This is a genomic window from Gemmatimonadota bacterium (genome assembly GCA_041390125.1).
GTDB lineage: Bacteria > Gemmatimonadota > Gemmatimonadetes > Longimicrobiales > Gaopeijiaceae > JAGQIF01.
In genome coordinates, this window is sequence record JAWKQN010000007.1 from 291,211 (window position 1) to 308,101 (window position 16,891).

The 16,891-nt window shown below is 71.4% G+C and carries 11 protein-coding genes; 6 read left to right on the top strand and 5 right to left on the bottom strand.

Annotated features, from left to right (window positions below; all coding sequences use genetic code 11):
* Positions 1-16 precede the first annotated feature (16 nt).
* Complete coding sequence (locus R3E98_09165) at positions 17-814, bottom strand: AraC family transcriptional regulator (GenBank protein MEZ4423567.1); 798 nt, start codon at positions 812-814, stop codon at positions 17-19.
* Between the two features lie 118 nt (positions 815-932).
* On the opposite strand from R3E98_09165, the gene R3E98_09170 reads away from it, so the two are divergent.
* Positions 933-2,549 (top strand): hypothetical protein, encoded by a 1,617-nt coding sequence (locus tag R3E98_09170; protein MEZ4423568.1) that lies wholly within the window; start codon positions 933-935, stop codon positions 2,547-2,549.
* 131 nt (positions 2,550-2,680) lie between these two features.
* Entirely contained in the window at positions 2,681-4,963 is a 2,283-nt protein-coding gene (locus R3E98_09175; protein MEZ4423569.1) for a DUF5916 domain-containing protein, read from the top strand.
* A 71-nt stretch (positions 4,964-5,034) separates the two neighbouring features.
* Here the strand turns inward: R3E98_09175 and R3E98_09180 are convergent, their stop codons facing one another.
* Genes R3E98_09180 through R3E98_09190 form a run of 3 tightly spaced genes read right to left on the bottom strand, consistent with a single transcriptional unit; the run spans position 5,035 to position 8,287 of the window.
* Positions 5,035-5,646, bottom strand: coding sequence for a peroxiredoxin (locus tag R3E98_09180; protein ID MEZ4423570.1), 612 nt, complete (start codon positions 5,644-5,646; stop codon positions 5,035-5,037).
* Positions 5,604-7,118 carry a Na+/H+ antiporter NhaC gene (gene nhaC, locus R3E98_09185; protein ID MEZ4423571.1) on the bottom strand — a complete coding sequence of 505 codons (1,515 nt, stop codon included), beginning with the start codon at positions 7,116-7,118 and terminating at the stop codon, positions 5,604-5,606. The genes R3E98_09180 and nhaC overlap by 43 nt, the downstream gene beginning before the upstream one ends.
* Positions 7,115-8,287 carry a PLP-dependent aspartate aminotransferase family protein gene (locus tag R3E98_09190; protein ID MEZ4423572.1) on the bottom strand — a complete coding sequence of 391 codons (1,173 nt, stop codon included), beginning with the start codon at positions 8,285-8,287 and terminating at the stop codon, positions 7,115-7,117. Before R3E98_09190 ends, nhaC begins: the two co-directional genes overlap by 4 nt.
* A gap of 189 nt (positions 8,288-8,476) precedes the next feature.
* Between R3E98_09190 and R3E98_09195 the strand changes: the two genes are divergently transcribed.
* The 3 genes from R3E98_09195 to R3E98_09205 all read left to right on the top strand — a co-directional run bounded on the left by R3E98_09195 (position 8,477) and on the right by R3E98_09205 (position 13,177).
* Entirely contained in the window at positions 8,477-10,765 is a 2,289-nt protein-coding gene (locus R3E98_09195) for a DUF5916 domain-containing protein (protein ID MEZ4423573.1), read from the top strand.
* Between the two features lie 115 nt (positions 10,766-10,880).
* A complete protein-coding gene (locus tag R3E98_09200) occupies positions 10,881-11,270 on the top strand; it encodes a hypothetical protein (protein ID MEZ4423574.1) in 390 nt (129 codons plus the stop codon).
* A 101-nt stretch (positions 11,271-11,371) separates the two neighbouring features.
* Positions 11,372-13,177, top strand: a complete 1,806-nt coding sequence (locus R3E98_09205) for a M6 family metalloprotease domain-containing protein (GenBank protein MEZ4423575.1) — start codon at positions 11,372-11,374, stop codon at positions 13,175-13,177.
* A 157-nt stretch (positions 13,178-13,334) separates the two neighbouring features.
* Here R3E98_09205 and R3E98_09210 read toward each other — a convergent pair whose 3' ends face one another.
* A complete protein-coding gene (locus R3E98_09210; protein MEZ4423576.1) occupies positions 13,335-15,527 on the bottom strand; it encodes a penicillin acylase family protein in 2,193 nt (730 codons plus the stop codon).
* A 211-nt stretch (positions 15,528-15,738) separates the two neighbouring features.
* Here R3E98_09210 and R3E98_09215 point away from each other — a divergent pair, with 211 nt between their 5' ends.
* Positions 15,739-16,875, top strand: a complete 1,137-nt coding sequence (locus R3E98_09215; GenBank protein ID MEZ4423577.1) for a saccharopine dehydrogenase C-terminal domain-containing protein — start codon at positions 15,739-15,741, stop codon at positions 16,873-16,875.
* Positions 16,876-16,891 lie beyond the last annotated feature (16 nt).

The following is a 16,891-nucleotide window of genomic DNA, read 5'->3' on the forward strand; positions in this document are numbered from 1 at the left end:
GGCGGACGCTCGCGCATCAGCGCCGCCCGGTCTTGAACGGATCGGACGCCGGCGCGCCCGCGTGGCCCGCGCGATGGCGCGACGGGGGCTGTCCGCTGAACCGAACGAACTCCCGCGTCATGTGCGCGTGGTCCGCGTAGCCGCAGGCGTGGGCGACCTCCGACAGGGTGGTCCGACCCCCGTGCAGGCGCACCAGGGCCCTCCGGAACCGCCCCAGGCTCCGCGTCTCGGCCGGGCTCAGCCCCCACAGGGCGAGGGTGCGGCGGTGGAGCTGCCGCTCGGAGAGCCCGAGCGATCGGGCCAGATCGCGCACACGCCCCGGGCCCACCGCCGACAGCGTGCGGGCCAGGGCGGCATCGGCCGGCTCGATCGGAGCGCGTGCGAGCGCGCAGGTCAGCCACTCGGCCAGCCGAGCCGGGCGCTCGCGCTCCGGGCTCGCCCGTACCCGGTCCGCGAGCGCTCCCGTGCCCGCCACCAGGTCGGCCGCGGGCACGGCCAGGTCGCGGAGCGCGCGCAGGGGAAAGAGCCGGGACGCCGGCCCCGGCCGGAACCGGATCCCCACGAGCTCGATCGAGCCCGGGGAGCGCACCTCCAGGCTCCGGGTCATGGGGCCGATGACCCGGGGCTCGACGATGCGCTCGCCCGCGGCGCCCCGCTCCACGTCGCCGGCGAGCGGGAGGAGCAGGTCGAAGCAGCCGTCCGGCAGGATCCGCCACGGGGACCCGGCCCCCGCGCCCTGCCCGCGCAGCGACCAGAAGCACACGACCGCGTCGCGCAGCGGGGCAGGAGGCGGGATCTCCCGGTACTCGATCATCGAAGCGTCCGGCAGGGGAGCGGGGTGGTGCGCATGGGGACCGGATGCCATCCTATCGAGCCCGGTGGTCCGGCGCATCCGGCTGCGCCCCACTCCGCCCGACCCTGCGAGGGAAGCCATGCTCCGCCCGGTCCTGCTGGTCACGTTGCTCGTCGTCCCGACCGCCTGCGCCTCCGTCTCGCGCGGGGGCGGGAGCGGCCCCTCCGCTCCCGGAGGCGGCGCCGACGGCCCCATGCCGCTCTACAGCGAGCAGGTGCTGGGTCCGCATCAGCGCACGGTGACCACGACGTCGCGGGAGGCGCAGGCGTACTTCAACCAGGGCATGCAGCTCCTGTACTCGTTCACACCGCCGGACGCGGCCCGCTCCTTCCGCGAGGCCCAGCGGCGCGATGCCACGTGCGCCATGTGCTTCTTCGGGGAGGCGTGGGCCCTGGGTCCCTACCTGAACGGCCCCATGCGTGCGGAGGACGCGCCGGCAGCCTGGGAGGCCGTGCGCAAAGCGCAGGAGCTGGCGCGCGACCGCTCCAACGAGATCGAGCGCGCCCTCATCGATGCCATGGCGGTGCGTTACGAGCGGCGGCACGACGCCGCTGCCCGCGTCCGTCTGGACAGCGCGTATGCGCGCGCGCTGGCCGAGGTCTGGCGGGAGTATCCGGACGATCCGGAGGTGGGGACCCTCTACGGGGAGTCCCTCATGCTGCTGCTCCCGCGCCGCGGCAACTGGGATCTGAACGATCCTACGGTGCAGGAGGTGCATCGGACGCTGGAGGCGGTGCTGTCCAAGGACATCCGCCATCCCGGCGCCTGCCATCTCTACATCCACGCCACGGAGTCCACGACGGCGCCCGGCAAGGCCGAGGCCTGTGCGGAGCATCTGGGCAACGCCATCCCCGGCGCCAGCCACATCAACCACATGCCCTCGCACACCTACAACCGCATCGGGCGCTGGGCGGACGCGGTGCGGGCCAACGTGCAGGCGTGGCACTCGGACCAGAAGTCCGAATACGGCGAGGGCTTCGCCATCTATCCTTCGCACAACGTGCACATGCTGCTGTTTGCGGCCTCGATGGACGGCCAGGGTGCCGTGGCTACGCAGGCCGCCCGCGACTACGAGAAGATCGTGGAAGGCGGACAGTTCTACCGCGGCCTGGTGCTCGTGCGCTTCGGGCGGTTCGACGAGGTGCTCGAGCTGGACGTGATGCCGGAGGATCCCACCTTCCGTGGCTTCCTGCAGTTCAGCCGTGGCTACGCCCACTACAAGCTGGGTGACGCCGACAGCGCCCGGGTCTATCTGGACGCGCTGAAGGCCAACGTGCGCTCGATGCCGGAGACCGCACAGTTCCGGGGACACCCGGGCACGGACCTCGTCTCGGTGGTGGGCGGCATCCTGGAAGGCGAGATGCTCGCCGGACAGGAACGCTGGAACGACGCCGTGCGGGTGCTGGAGGAGGCGGTGCGCATCGAGGACGGCATCCGCTACGACGAGCCCGAGCCGCTCATCTTCTCGGCCCGCCACTGGCTGGGGGCCGTGCTGCTGGAGGCGGGGCGGCCGGAGGAGGCGGAGGCCGTCTACCGCGCGGCGCTGGAGGATCATCCGCGCAACGGCTGGTGCCTGTTCGGCCTGGAGCAGGCGCTCCGGGCGCAGGACAAGACCGGGAGCGCCGATCAGGTGCGCACGCAGTTCGAGCGGAGCTGGGCGCGCGCGGACGTCTGGCTGCGCTCCTCCCGCTTCTAGCCGCGCACGCCCGGCCGAGGCGTGCGCACCACCCGGCCTAACGTTTGCGGGGGGCCGGCTGTCGTGGTCATGACGATCTGCGTCCTCGCGCGGCGCGGCCAATCCCAGAACCCCCCGAGCCCCGAGAACCGGTGTCGAACGTCTCCGCCCCGCTTCCCCTCGCCGCGCTGTTCCTGCTCGCCGCCCCTCTCGCGGCACAAGACCTGTCGGAGACCCTGCCCCCCGCCGCATCCGCGGCCGACTTCCGGCTGGAGGCGCTGCGGCTGGACGGCGCGAGCGAGATCCGCCTGGACGGACGGCTCAGCGAGACCGCCTGGGCACAGGCGACGCCCATCACGGAGTTCCGGCAGCAGGATCCGCGCGAAGGCGCCCTGCCCACCGAGCGCACCGAGATCTCGGTGCTGATCGACCAGGACAACCTGTACATCGGGGCCATGCTCTACGACAGCGACCCCGACGGGATCCTGGCCTTCCAGAAGCGGCGGGACGAGGGGCTCGGCACCGACGACCGCTTCATGTGGATCCTGGACACCTTCCTGGACGGGCGCACGGGGTACTTCTTCGAGATCAATCCCGCGGGCCTGATGGGCGACGGCATCCTCACCGGCGGGGGCGGCGGGGGTGGCTTCGGGGGGGGCGGCGTCAACAAGTCCTGGGACGGCATCTGGGAGGCCCAGGTGGCGCGGGTGCCGGAGGGCTGGTCGGCGGAGATCCGCATCCCCTTCCGCACGCTCAACTTCGATCCCACGCTCGACACGTGGGGGATCAACTTCCAGCGCACGGTGCGGCGCAAGAACGAGGAGATCCTCTGGAGTGGCCACCGCCGCAACGAGGGGCTGCGTCGGCCCATCCACGCGGGCCGCCTGACCGGCCTGGGTGGCATGTCCCAGGGGCTGGGTCTGGAGGTCAAGCCCTACGTGACCACCGGAGTCCGCACGGTGACGGAGGACCTGGACCCGACCACCTGGCCGCGCGACGTCGGGTTCGACGTCTCCTACAGCATCACGCCGGGGCTGCGCGCCGCGGTCACCGTCAACACGGACTTCGCCGAGGTGGAGTCGGACGACCGCCGCGTGAATCTCACGCGCTTCCCCCAGCGCTTCCCGGAGCGGCGGGACTTCTTCCTCGAGGGATCGGGTGTCTATTCGTTTGCGTCCTCGAGCGGGCCCTCTCCGTACTTCAGCCGGCGCATCGGTCTGAACGAAGGCTCCCCGGTGCCCATCCGCTACGGGGCTCGCCTCGGCGGCCAGGTGGGCTCGACCGAGGTGGGCTTCCTCCAGGTCTCGACCGGCGACCTGGGTGTGTTGGCGGGGGAGGAGTACACGGTGGCGCGCGTGCGCCAACCGCTCTTCCAGCAGTCCACCATCGGCGCCATCTACACGCGCCGCTCCAGCGGCGCGGACTCCACCGGCTTCCGGCCGGACGCCCAGCACACCGCCGGCGTGGACGTGGACCTCTTCACGTCGCGTCTGTTCGGGGACAAGAACGCCCAGTTCGAGGCCTTCGTGGTCTGGAACTCGGACCCGGACGCGGGGGCACCCGGTGCGCCGGCGAAGAGCACGGGAGACCTGACCGCGCGTGGCCTCCGCTTCGACTTCCCCAACGATCTCTGGAGCGGCCACCTCTCGTACCGCGAGTTCGGCTCCGCCTACGATCCTGCGGTGGGGTTCGTCACGCGCAACGGCTTCCGGCGCGTGGAGCCGTCGTTGCGCTACGGTCCGCGGCCCCAGGGCCTCACCTGGCTGCGGCGCATGCAGTTCGGGGTGACGTTCCGATCCATGTGGGATCTGGAGAGCCAGCTGCTCGAGCGCTCGTGGGACCTGAACCTGCTGGAGCTGCAGTTCGAGAGCGGCGACAACTTCGAGATCAGCTACGGCAGCCAGTACGAGTACCTCGACGAGTCCTTCGAGGTCTCCTCCGGGATTCCGATCCAGGCGGGAGGCTACGACACCCGAGAGCTGCGGGCGTCGGTGCGGACCGCCGGGCGCCGCCGGGTCTCCGGTCGCGTGAGCTTCTCGGACGGCGGCTTCTGGAACGGGGATCGCACGTCGTGGGACCTCAACGTCACCGTCCGCCCCAACCCGGGCATCAGCCTGGGGACGGGCTACGAGATCAACGACGTGCGCCTGCCCCAGGGCGCGTTCCGCACCAACCTGACCAACATCCAGGGCGCCTGGGACATCAGTCCCTGGGCCTCCGTGACGGGCAACGTCCAATACGACGACGTCAGCGAGCTCGTGGGGCTGTTCACGAAGTTCCGTTGGATCCTGAGCCCCGGCAACGACCTCTTCCTGGTCTACACCCACAACTGGGTGGACTATCGCGCGCTGGACGCGCTCGACCCTCGGACGCCCGGGTTCCAGACGGTGTCGCGCGGCGCCACGCTGAAGGCCAACTACACCTATCGCTTCTAGCCGCCGCTGCTCGCTTCTAGCCGCCGCTGCGCTGCGTGCCCGCCGCCGCTGCGCCGCGTGCCCGCCGCCGCTCAGCGATCCGGTAGCGCGCGCAGCTCCCGCAGGACGTCCTCGTTGGTGGGACGGACCTTGTAGTCCACCTCCACGAAGCGCCAGCGCACCACGCCGTCCGCATCCAGCACGAACGTGGCCGGATGCGCGATCTCACGGCCGCGCGGATCCTCCTGGTTGAAGAGGCCGTAGCGATCGATCACCGCGTGATCCGGATCCGAGAGCAGGGGGAAGTCGAGCGTATGGCCGTCCTGCGCCACCCGCTCGATCATGAGGCCCTGCTTCTCCCGGTCGTCCACGGAGACGGCGACCACCTCCGCGTCCAGCGCGGGATCGGCGTCCAGCAGCTCACTCAGCTCCCCGAGCTGACCGGCGCACCAGGGTCACCAGTGCCCGCGGTAGAAGACCAGGACGATCGGGCGTCCGCGCAGGTCGGACAGACGCACGGGATCGCCTTCGTAGGCCGCCAGCGTGAAGTCGGGAGCGGGAGTGCCCACCGCCACGCGCTCGAGATCCGTGCGCGGCAGGTCGCGCCCATCGGTGGGACCCAGCCGGGCGTCCTCCGCCGCGCAGGCGAGCGCCAGCGGCGTCAGGACGAGGGTGAGGCCACGGAGTCCGGTACGGGTTCGCATGCGTCCGAACCTAGGACCGGTCGGACGGCCGTGTCCAACGGGACCCCGCCCGGAGCCGAGCTCGGAAGGCGGCGCAGCCCGAAGCCCGTGCGCTCCCACAGACCCGCCCAGGTCAGCGAGAAGACCGGCCCCAGCCAGCAGAAGACCGCCCAGGGCGCGTAGGCCACGGTGGGCACGCCGAGCGTGGTGGCCATGAAGACGGCGGAGACCGTCCAGGGCATGAGCGGCTCGGTGATCGTCACCGAGTCCTCCAGGGAGCGCGACAGGTTCTCGGGCGCGAGCGCGCGCTCGCGGTAGGCACCCTGGAAGAGCCCGCCCACGATCAGGGCGGTCACCCCACCGTGGCTCGTCAGCGCGATGGTGGTGGCGCCAGCGCCCATGGTGGCCGCGATCAGCCCGAACGTGGAGCGCACGGTGCCCAGCAACCGCTCGACCAGCAGGTCGAGCGAGCCCGAAGCGTCCATGGCGCCCGCCAACAGGAAGGCCGCGAGTACGACGACGAGCGTGGGCGCCATGCTGTAGAGCCCGCCGCGCTCGACCAGACGCGCGAACGCATCCCCCGCCGACGCGCTCTCCGTCAGCATGGGAAGCCGCACGCCGCTCACCACCGCGGTCAGCGCGTCCCCGACCGCGACGCCCTGGATCCCGACGGCCAGCAGGACGGCGACGGCGGAGGAGACCGCGATGGCCAGGACCGGCGGCGTGCGCCGCACGATGCCGATCACCACGATCAGCGCGGGCACCAGTGCCACCGCACCCAGCGTGAACGAGGCGTCCAGGTCCGTCAGCAGCGTCCGGGCGCTGTCGGGCATGGCGGACGGGGCGCTGCCCAACCGGCCGACGAGCGCATAGACGACGGTGGCCACCAGGAACGACGGCACCGCCGTGTAGAGCATGTGACGGATGTGCGCGTAGAGCGGTGCGCCCGCGCCGATGGCGCAGATGTTCGTGGAGTCGGAGAGCGGCGACATCTTGTCGCCGAAGTAGGCACCCGACACCACCGCGCCCGCCGTCGCGGCCAGGGGTGCGTCCAACGCGGCGGCCGTGCCGAGCAGCGCGACGCCGATGGTGCCGGCCGAGCCCCACGACGTCCCCGTGAACAGCGACATCAACGCGGTGGTGAGGAAGGCGGTCAGCACCAGGAAGCGCGGGTCCACCCACCGGATCCCCCAGTAGACCAGCGTGGGGATGGTGCCGGAGATCACCCACGAGGCGATCAGCATGCCGATGGACAGCAGGATCAGCAGCGCGGGCAGCACGGAGGCCACCTTGGCGCCGGTCGCGGTCTGGATGTCGTCGAACGTGCAGCCCTGCCGCACGGCGACCGCGCCCGCGACCGCCGCGGCGCCCAGCAGCACCACGATCAGCAGCTCGGCCGTGGGCGACAGCACGAGCGCGCCCAGCACGAACAGGCCCGCCATGGCCGCGATCGGAAGCAGCGCGGCGCCGAGCGTGGGGGGGCGGCGGGTCACGAAGCGTTCGCCAGCGCGGACGCGAGATCGTCGATCAACACCTCCGCGCCCTCGAGGCCCACCGACAGCCGGATGAGCCCCGACGGGATCCCCTTGGCTTCGAGCGAGCGCGCATTGTCGGGCCGCATGGGGGAGATCACCAGGCTCTCCACGCCGCCCCAGCTCACCCCGATGCGGAACACGCGCAGGGCGTCGATGACCGCCTGCACCGACCCGAAGTCGCCCGGGGCCAGCTCGAACGCGAAGGTGCCGCTGTACCCGGTCATCTGCCGCTCGGCCAGATCGCGGTCGGGTCCGAGCGCCGGATGGTGCACGGCGCGCACGGCCGGATGCGCCTGCAGCCAACGCGCGATGGCCAGCGCGTCCGCTTCGTGCTGGCGCAGGCGGGTGGGCAGCGTGCGCATGCCGCGCAGCAGCAACCAGGCGTCGAACGGGGGCAGGATGCCTCCGTTGAGCAGGTAGGCGCGATAGAAGATGCGCTCCATGCGCTCCCGGTCGCTCACCACCACGCCGGCCACCAGGTCGCTGTGGCCGCCGAGGTACTTGGTGCACGTGTGCATGGAGATGTCGATGCCGAGCGGCAGGGGCTTCTGCAGGAGCGGCGTGGCCCAGCTGTTGTCGATGCCCGTCGTGATCCCGCGAGCCCGCGCCAGCTCCGCCACGGCCGCGAGATCCAGGGACCGGAACAGCATCGTGCCCGGGCTCTCCATCCAGATCAGGCGGGTCTCGGGGCGTAGGGCGGCCTCGATGGCGGCGGGGTCCGGGTCGAGACACACGTCGTGCTCGATCCCGAAGCGGCGCAGGTGGCGCGCGAGCTGGAGCGTGGGTCCGTAGATGTGGTTCAGGAACAGGATGTGGTCGCCCTGTTCCAGCAGCCCCAGGAAGACGGCGCTGATGGCGGCCATGCCGGACGCGAACGCCTTGGCGGCCTCACCCCGCTCGAGCCGGGCCACCTTGCGCTCCAGCTCCTCCACGGTGGGGTTCTGCCCGCGTGAGTAGACGTGATGGCTGCTCTCGGAGGTGAAGGCGTCCAGCAGGGCGCCGAAGTCCGGGAAGGAGAACAGCGACGTCTGCACGATGGGGACGGACGTGGGGACGCTGTCCCCGGGGCGGCCCGGCGCCACCTCGTCGGCGATGCAGAGCGCGATGTCACTGGGATCGATGTGCATCGGCCGAACATCCCGGACGGGCGGCTCCGGCGTCAAGCGTGCGGGACGCCGCCGCCGAGCGGACGGCTCCCGCCCGCGGATCGGTCGGTCGGCGGCACGCGCCCCCGCGGGGAGGCCCGCCCGCGGACCGGTCGGTCGGCGTCGCGCGTCCCTGGCGCGGAGGCCCGCCCGCGGGATACCATCCCGTCCATGCTCCGAGCCGTTCCCGCCGCTCCACGCCCTCCGGTCCCCGTCCGCACCGCCCGCTCGCTCGCGACGGTGTGCCTGTTCGCCTTCCTGGTCCCCCCGCCGCTCCTGGCCCAGGAGGCCGTGGACGCCGGTGGAGCCGGAGCCGAACCCGAGCGCATCGCCGACCTGGACGCCGCGCCGCGGCCGGCGGCGGCCGCCGTGCGAGCCACGGGTCCCATCGACGTGGACGCGCGCCTGGACGAGGCCGCCTGGGCGGCGGCGCCCGTCATCGATCGCTTCGTGCAGCAGAAGCCGTTCGCGGGCCTCCCGGCCACGGAGCGCACCGAGGTCCGCATCCTCTACGACGACGAGAACCTGTACATCGGCGCCGAGATGTACGACTCGGATCCGGGCGGGCTCGTCATCCCCACGCTGCAACGCGATCCCAACACCCGGGACGGCGACGCCTTCGGCTTCACGCTGGACACGTTCCACGACGGCCGCAGCGCGTATGCGTTCTTCATCAACCCGGGGGGCGCCGTCCGCGACTCGCAGACGTCCGACGACGGCCGGATCAACAACGCCGCCTGGGAGGCGGCCTACGACCTGCGCACCCGCATCCACGAGACCGGCTGGACGCTGGAGATCGCGGTGCCCTGGTCCACGCTGCGCTTTCCGGCGGGCGTGGACCGGCAGGTGTGGGGGCTGAACCTCCTGCGCCGGATCCGCCGCAAGAACGAGGATGCCACCTGGGCACCGATGGATCGCCAGTGGCAGCTCTATGTGATGTCGCGTGCCGGCACGCTGGAGGGCCTGGACGGCATCCGTCCTGGCCGCAATCTCTCGCTCAAGCCGTTCGTCCTGGCCGCGGAGCCGTCGGGCACGCTGCGCGCGGGGCAGGGCACCGAGCTGGATGGTGGCGCCGATCTGAAGGTGGGGCTCACACCCGGCATGACGCTGGACCTGACCGTCAACACCGACTTCAGCCAGGTCGAGGTGGACCAGGAGCAGGTCAACCTCACGCGCTTCTCGCTCTTCTTCCCCGAGAAGCGTGAGTTCTTCCTGGAGAACGCCGGCATCTTCGAGTTCGGCGACCAGGGCCAGCCCATGCAGAGGAACGGCGTCTCCAACCGTGACTTCACGCTGTTCCATTCGCGGCGGATCGGGCTGACGCCGGGAGGCGCGCCGCTGCCCATCCTGGGCGGCGGCCGCGTGACGGGCACCGCGGGTCCGCTGACGGTGGGTCTGATCAACATGCAGACCCGCAGCGAGGACGAGTTCGTCCCCGAGAACTTCACGGTGGCGCGGGTGAAAGGCACGGCGCTGCCGGGGCTGACACTCGGCGGGATCTTCATCAACCGCAGCGCCACGTCGGGCAACGAGTTCGCCAACCGCAGCTACGGGGTGGACCTCAACTACCAGGCGTTCCAGGACTACCTGCTGGTGCAGTCGTACCTGGCGGGCACGTCCGGCAGGGCCGCCGACGGCACCGCGAACGATACGGAGTGGGCCGGGCGCGTCTCCGCCATCTGGCGTGACCCGTTCTGGGAGGCGGTGCTGCTCTACCGCCAGTTCGACGACGACTTCGACCCCGCCGTCGGGTTCGTGCGCCGCAAGGGCATCAAGCACCTCTACGGCACGCTGGGTATCCGGCCGCGCGTGTCGAGCCCGGTGCTGCAGGAGCTCAATCCCTACGTCGAGGTCCACCACTACGACGACCTCTCCGGCTCGCTGCAGACCCGCGAGGTGGCGGGAGGGCTGGATCTGGACTTCCGCGACGGCGCCACCGCGCGCTTCAGCGTGAACAACCTCCATGAGGCCATCGACGATCCGTTCACGGTGAGCGGCGCGACCGTGCCGGTGGGCATCTACGACTACACCGAGTTCTCCGCCTCCTACGATGCCAGCCGCGCGCGGGCCATGTCGGGCCGCGTGAACGTGGGCGGTGGCGGCTACTTCGGAGGCAACCGCTTCTCGGTCGGCGGCAACGTGCTGGGACGGCTGGGCTACCGCTGGCTGCTCGACCTGTCCCTCAACCACAACCGCATCGACCTGCCGGGCCAGGCGCCCGTGACCGCGGACGTGTTCGGTGCCAAGCTGAACGGCTTCTTCTCCACGCGGCTGCTCACCACCGCGTTCGTGCAGTACAACGAGGCCAGCCAGCAGCTCGTCACGAACATCCGTCTCAACTGGATCCACGCGCCGCTGTCGGACCTCTTCCTGGTCCTCACCGAGCTGCGCGACACGGACTCCGGGACCGTCCGGGAACGGCTGATCACCCTCAAGTTCACGAAGCTGCTGTCGTTCTGAGCGGGCGTAACGCCCTTCCGCTCCCGCCCGTATCTGCGGGGTGGTGGCGGGGTGGGTCCGGCCGGGTCGGCTCGCATGTCCGCCGTCCGCGCCCCTCTCCGCCGGGAGGCCCCCGATGCCCCTGACCGTCCACCGTGCCGGCCGCGTCCTCGCGGTCGGGATCGTCCTCGCGGTCGCCGCCGCCTGCGGCGGAGACGCCACCACGTCCGGGCCGTCCACCCCGCTGATGGTGCGCCTGCGCACCCCCAACACGGTCGAAGGGGCTGCGGTCTTCCGCGTGCGTGGCGCCGGTGTACCGGAGCCGCAGGCGGAGGCCGGCACGCTCTTCACGCGGCCGCTCGCGGACGGGTGGTCCGTGGTGGTGTTGCTGGACACGGCGGGCGTCCCGCGCTTCCGCGTTCCCACCGACGCGGAGGCCGTGCAGGTGGAGCTCGTCCAGGTGGCCGCGCCGGACAACACGCTGCGCACCGATCTGTCCGGCTACACGGTGGAGGTGGCGCGATGAGCCGGCGGTCGCGGCGGCACGCCGCGCTCGCTCGCTCGCGTGCACCGTCGGATCCACACCGGTCCGGACCGCGGCGCCGGGCTACGCGCTCCGCGCATCTCGTGGGCGCGCTCCTGGCGCTCGGAACCGTCCTGACCTGGTGCGCTGCGCCCGGGAACGCCGCGGCCCAGGCGCTCCCGCCGTTCGTGCTCCACGTCGAGCCGTTCACGCCGCCGGGTGGCCCCGCCCTGCCCGAGGGTGTGCGCGTGCCGACGGGACTCGCGCGCGCCCCGGCCCTCACCGCCGCGATCCCACGGACCGGCACGGCCCGTCTGCCGGTGATCCTGGCGCGCTTCGCGGACTCGCCTGCGCCGCCGGTGACGCAGGACGAGATCGACCAGGCCCTGTTCACCGGACCGGCATCGAGCACGCTCAGCGGGTTCTATGCGGCCGCCTCCGGCGGACGCCTGACCGTGGAGGGAACGGTCACCCCGTGGGTGGACACGGAGATGACGGTGCTGGAGGCGTCGGGCAGCGTGGACGGGCACGGATGGATCACACCGGAGACCCGCACGTGGGTGGCCCAGGCCGTCGCGGCCGCGGACCCCTTCATCGACTTCCGGACCTTCGACGAGGACGGGAACGGCCTGATCGAGATCGCCGTGCAGTACCCGGACGTGGCCGGGAGCTGTGGCGGCCCCGCCATCTGGCCCCACATCGGGGGATTCCCCAATGGCGCGCTGCCCACGCAGGACATCGCCTCCAACGGGGAGCCCATCCGCGTGCAGCTCTACATCGCGCAGAGCGCGGTGGACTGCACGGGCGCCACCGCGCAGGTGGCCAACGTCATCGCGCACGAGTTCGGGCACACCATCGGGCTGCCGGACCTGTACGCCGCCACGCCCGGGGTGGGGCGTGAGGGCCGCTACTGGAACGTGGGCTGCTTCGACCTCATGTCGGCGGGTGCGTGGGGCTGTGGCACCGGGCCGCAGGTGCCGCGCTTCGGGCCGGTCTACTTCACGTCCTTCCTGCGGGATCTGGTGGGCTGGCAGCCGCTCGTGACGGTAGGCCTGGTGCGCGACGTGGAGTACATCCTCGATCCCATCAGCCGGGATGGAACCGGCCTGCGCATCCCGTTGGACCTCGCCGGCGACGAGTCCTTGATCGTCGAGTACCGGGACCGCAGTGGCTTCGATGCCGCGCTGCCCGACCAAGGGATCCTGGTCCTGCACCGGGACGAGAACGCGCAGCTCCTGCCCCCCAGCGATCCCCCGCTGACGCGCTACCACACCGTCGAGGCGGACGGGGACGCCGCACTCCGGCGTCTGGAGGCGGAGGGGGGCAACCGGGGCGTGGCCGCAGACCTCTTCGCGCGCGGGGGCAGCGTGGCGCGACTCGACAACACCACCGTGCCGTCCACCCGCACGCACCGGGGCGTGCCCACCACCGTGACGCTCCACGAGATGTGGATCGCGGACGGCCAGGCCCATGTGGTCCTGTCCACCGCGCGCGAGGCCCGCCTGCAGGACGGCAACGCGCCGGTGGTCCTGCGGCAGGACGCAGGCGTCGTGGCCCGCTACCGGATCGCGGGCGGCGCGCTGCCGTACAGCGTGGGTGTGGAGGGCGCGCTACCGCCCGGCGTGACGTGGTCCGCCACCGGCGACCACGTCGACCTGGGCGGGACCGCGGACGCGCCCGGCCTGTGGCGGGTCGCGGTCGGGATCCTGGACGCACTCGGCACCCAGGTCGTGGATTCGCTGGAGCTGATCGTGGATCCGCCGCTGGTGTTGGCGCGCATCGTGGACGCGCTCACCGGAACCGGCTCGCTGCCGGACGGCGAAGCGGACCACCTGGACCTCACCGGCAACGGAGATGGCACGCTGGACGTCGGGGACCTGCGCGCGTGGTGGCAGCGCACAGGGGGATAGCGGCGCGGGGCGCGCACAGGAGGATAGCCGAGCCGGGGCGCGCACAGGGGGATAGCCGCGCGGGGTGCGCGCAGGGCACCGCCGCGTCCGGCCCCGGACGTTGCCACGGGGAGGAACCGGGGCGCTCCGCGCCCCGGCCCCACGTCCGCGCCTCGCCTCAGCTGCCGGGCCGGTACTCGCGCTCGGTGTGGCCGTCCAGCTGGTTCGGGTAGAAGTAGACGGTGCGCAGGTCGCCGGTGGTGTAGCGCTCCGCCTGGTCGTCGAAATGGGGAGAGGCGGGATCGCCGCTCTGCCCCCCGGCGGTGATGGCGATCGCCCGCACCGAATCGCCGAACTCGACGCCGGCCACGAAGCTGTTGCCGCGCGTTCCGTAGATCTTCTTCGTGTCGCCGTAGTTGGCGACGCCGTACGCGGCGAGCGAGCCCCAGCGGGACGACGTGAAGCCCACCGGGATGCTGGGCTGGCTGTCGTCGAACGGCTGCACGATGTCTCCCGTCAGGCGCTGGAAGCGGTTGATGTCGCCCCAGGGTGTGGCCCACGCGCCGAAGTCGGTCTCCAGCTGCTCCACGACCGTGGCCAGGGCCTCCAGGCGCTCACGGTCCGACGCGCGGCGCGCCATGTAGTCGTACTGCGACATCCCGGCTGCACGCGCGTCGCGGCCGATCCGGCTCCAGAGCTCCTCGCCCCAGAACACCGCCAGCGACGTAGGCACGGATTCCACGCTCCAGGTCAGGTCCCAGTCGCGCAGGGCGTCGATGGGGCCTTCGAGACGGTCCTTGAGCGGGTCCGAGGTCGGAAGGCGCTCCCAGGCCCGGACCAGCGGTGGGATCAGATCCACGAACGCGGGCAGGAACGGATCGAACGCGGCGTCGCGCAGCGACTCCAGGGTGAAGTCGGTCTTGCCCTGCAGCACGCGTACGGCGTTGATCCCGCGCGGGTTCTCCGGAAAGGTCTCCATGTAGGCCGGGAAGTCCTCCTGGCGCGGGCTGTTGGGCCCCGCCGCCGAGAACGGCCAGTTGTTCGTGTTCTGGATCCAGCCGTTCGGGGGGTTCAACACCAGGGGCGACTCGTCCACCGAGTGCAGGCCCTGCCACTCCGTGGCGGGATCGCTCCCGTCCACCGGCGCGTTCCAGTCGAAGCGGGGATCCCTACGCGGGACGAAGTTGGCGTGGAAGTACGCGATGTTGCCTTCCGCGTCCGCGAAGACGGTGTTGTTCGACGAGTTGGTGTGGAGTTGCATCGTCTCCTTGAACTCGTCGAAGTTGCGGGCCTTGGTGCGGCTCCACGACTGGGTCAACGCCTGCACGGGGTCGTTCATCAGGCCGATGCTGATCCACTTCCCGTCCTCCTCGCGGATGACGGGACCCCGGTGGGTGTGGTAGACCGTGAACGTGCGCTCGGTCAGACCGGTCCCGTCCCGGTACGGCACGGTCAGCTCCGTCGTGCGCAGGGGCCGTTCCTCGTCACCCACCACGTAGAAGCGCTCCCCGTCGCGCTCGACGATCGTCTCGGCGAACTCGTCGATCGCGTCCGCCCCGCTGGACGTGTGCATCCATCCGGCCGTCTCGTTGAAGCCCTGATAGACGAAGAACTGGCCCCAGGTCACCGCGCCGTAGGCGTTGACGCCTTCCGCGCTGGTCATCTGCAGCTCAGCGCGGAAGTAGAAGGACGTGTGCGGGTTGATCCAGAGCAGGGCGTTGCCGCTGGCGGAGTTGGAGGGCGCGATCGCGAACCCGTTGGAGCCGGTGGGCTCGGCGGGGAAGCCGTCATCGGGACCGTCACCGCTGGCGGTCCCGGCGGTGGCGGGCACCCCCGCACCCTCGCCGTAGAAGCGCTCCAGGTCCCCCAGCGAGACGCGCTCGATGTCCCCGCCGATGCTGCCCTCGGTGAAGGAGAGCGCCATCCACGGCTCGAAGCGCGTCAGCACGCGCGGCTGCACGTCCGGATGGGTGTGCAGGTAGTAGTTGAGCCCGTCCGCCCAGGCGTCCATGAGCTGTTGCAGCCACACCGGGCTCTCCCCGTAGAGGCGCTGCAGCTCGGCGGGATCGATGAACAGCTTCATGCGCAGGTCGCGCCAGAGCTCGGACTCGCCCTCGGCCTCGGCCAGACGGCCCATCGCATTCAGGTAGTTGACCTCGATGCGGTTGAAGTCGTCCTCGGCCTGGGCGTAGATCATCCCGAAGACGGCGTTCGCGTCCGTGTCGGCGCGCACGTGCGCGATCCCCCAGTCGTCGCGGACGATGGTGGTGGCCTGGGCCCGCTCCTCCCAGCGACGGACCTCCGGATCGGCGCTCGGACCACCGCCGCAGGCGACGGCGGCGAGCGCGAGCGCCAGGACGAGCTTCTTCATCGTAGATCGACTCCAGGGGAGGGCGAAACGACGGCGGGGACCGCCTCGGCATCGCGAGCAGAGTGGCCCCGCGCCGCCCTCCGAGGCAAGCGGTCCCCGCGGTCGCGGGGCCCGGTCGGAGGGGTCCCCTCTTGATCCCGCACGCCGTTTCCGACTGATTCCCGGGGGCCCCGACGGGGCGTAGCGACCAGAGGAACTCCGGAGCGTTGCCGTGAAGATCGTCGTGCTGGGTGCCGGGCGCGTGGGTGGGGCCATCGTCCGCGATCTCTCGTCCGAAGGGAGCTTCTCGCTCTCCGTGGTGGACCTGGATCCGCTCGCCCTGGAGCGCCTGGAGGGATTCGGGGTCACGTCCAGCCTGGCCGACCTCTCCAATCCGGACGGGGTGGCCGAAGCGGTCGACGGCGCGGACCTGGTCGTGGGTGCCGTCCCGGGCTTCATGGGCTATCAGACCGTCGAGGTCGTGCTGGAGCAGGGCAAGCCCGTCGTGGACATCTCGTTCTTCGCAGAGGACGCCTACGGGCTGGACGGCCTGGCGCGCGACAAGGGCGTGCCCTGCCTCGTCGACTGCGGCGTCGCGCCCGGACTGACCAACCTGATCCTGGGGCGGCTCGAGGAGGCGCTCGAGGAGACCCACAGCTTCCGTGCGTACATCGGCGGGCTGCCGGTGGAGCGTGCCTGGCCGTGGGAGTACAAGGCGCCGTTCTCACCCCGCGACGTGATCCAGGAGTACGTGCGGCCCGCGCGTCTGCGCCGGAACGGGCAGGCGCTCACGCTGCCCGCCCTGTCCGAGGTGGAGCTGGTGGACTTCCCCGGCCTCGGCACGCTGGAGGCGTTCAACACGGACGGCCTGCGCTCCCTCCTGGACACGTGCCGCACGCCGGACATGGTGGAGAAGACCATCCGCTATCCTGGCCATGCGGAGAAGATGCGCATGCTGCGCGACGCCGGATTCTTCGAGGACCGCGAGATCCTCGCGCCCTCCGGCATGGTGCGGCCGCGGGACGTGACCGAGACGCTGCTGTTCGATGCGTGGCAGTTCGAGGAGGGAGAGCCCGATCTGACGGTGGGCCGCTTCACCGTCGAGGGCCGGCAGAACGGAAAGCACGTCCGCCACACGTACAACCTGCTGGACTACTACAACCCGGAGACGGAAACGTCCTCCATGGCGCGCACCACCGGGTACACGTGCGCGGCCATGGTGCGGCTGGTCGCCGGCGGCATGTGGACGGAGCCGGGCGTGGCGGCGCCCGAGGTCGTGGGGCGTCGCGCCGACTGCTTCGAGTTCGTGCTCGAGCACCTCAAGTCGCGGCGGGTAGGGCTCTTCCACCACCTGGAGGAGCTGGATTAGGCGCGGATCTCGACGC

Coding starts and splice junctions, on each gene's coding strand:
- R3E98_09165 (MEZ4423567.1), bottom strand. CDS start 814: ATGATCGAGTACCGGGAGATCCCGCCTCCTGCCCCGCTGCGCGACGCG.
- R3E98_09195 (MEZ4423573.1), top strand. CDS start 8,477: ATGCTCCGAGCCGTTCCCGCCGCTCCACGCCCTCCGGTCCCCGTCCGC.
- R3E98_09190 (MEZ4423572.1), bottom strand. CDS start 8,287: ATGCACATCGATCCCAGTGACATCGCGCTCTGCATCGCCGACGAGGTG.
- R3E98_09210 (MEZ4423576.1), bottom strand. CDS start 15,527: ATGAAGAAGCTCGTCCTGGCGCTCGCGCTCGCCGCCGTCGCCTGCGGC.
- R3E98_09170 (MEZ4423568.1), top strand. CDS start 933: ATGCTCCGCCCGGTCCTGCTGGTCACGTTGCTCGTCGTCCCGACCGCC.
- R3E98_09200 (MEZ4423574.1), top strand. CDS start 10,881: ATGCCCCTGACCGTCCACCGTGCCGGCCGCGTCCTCGCGGTCGGGATC.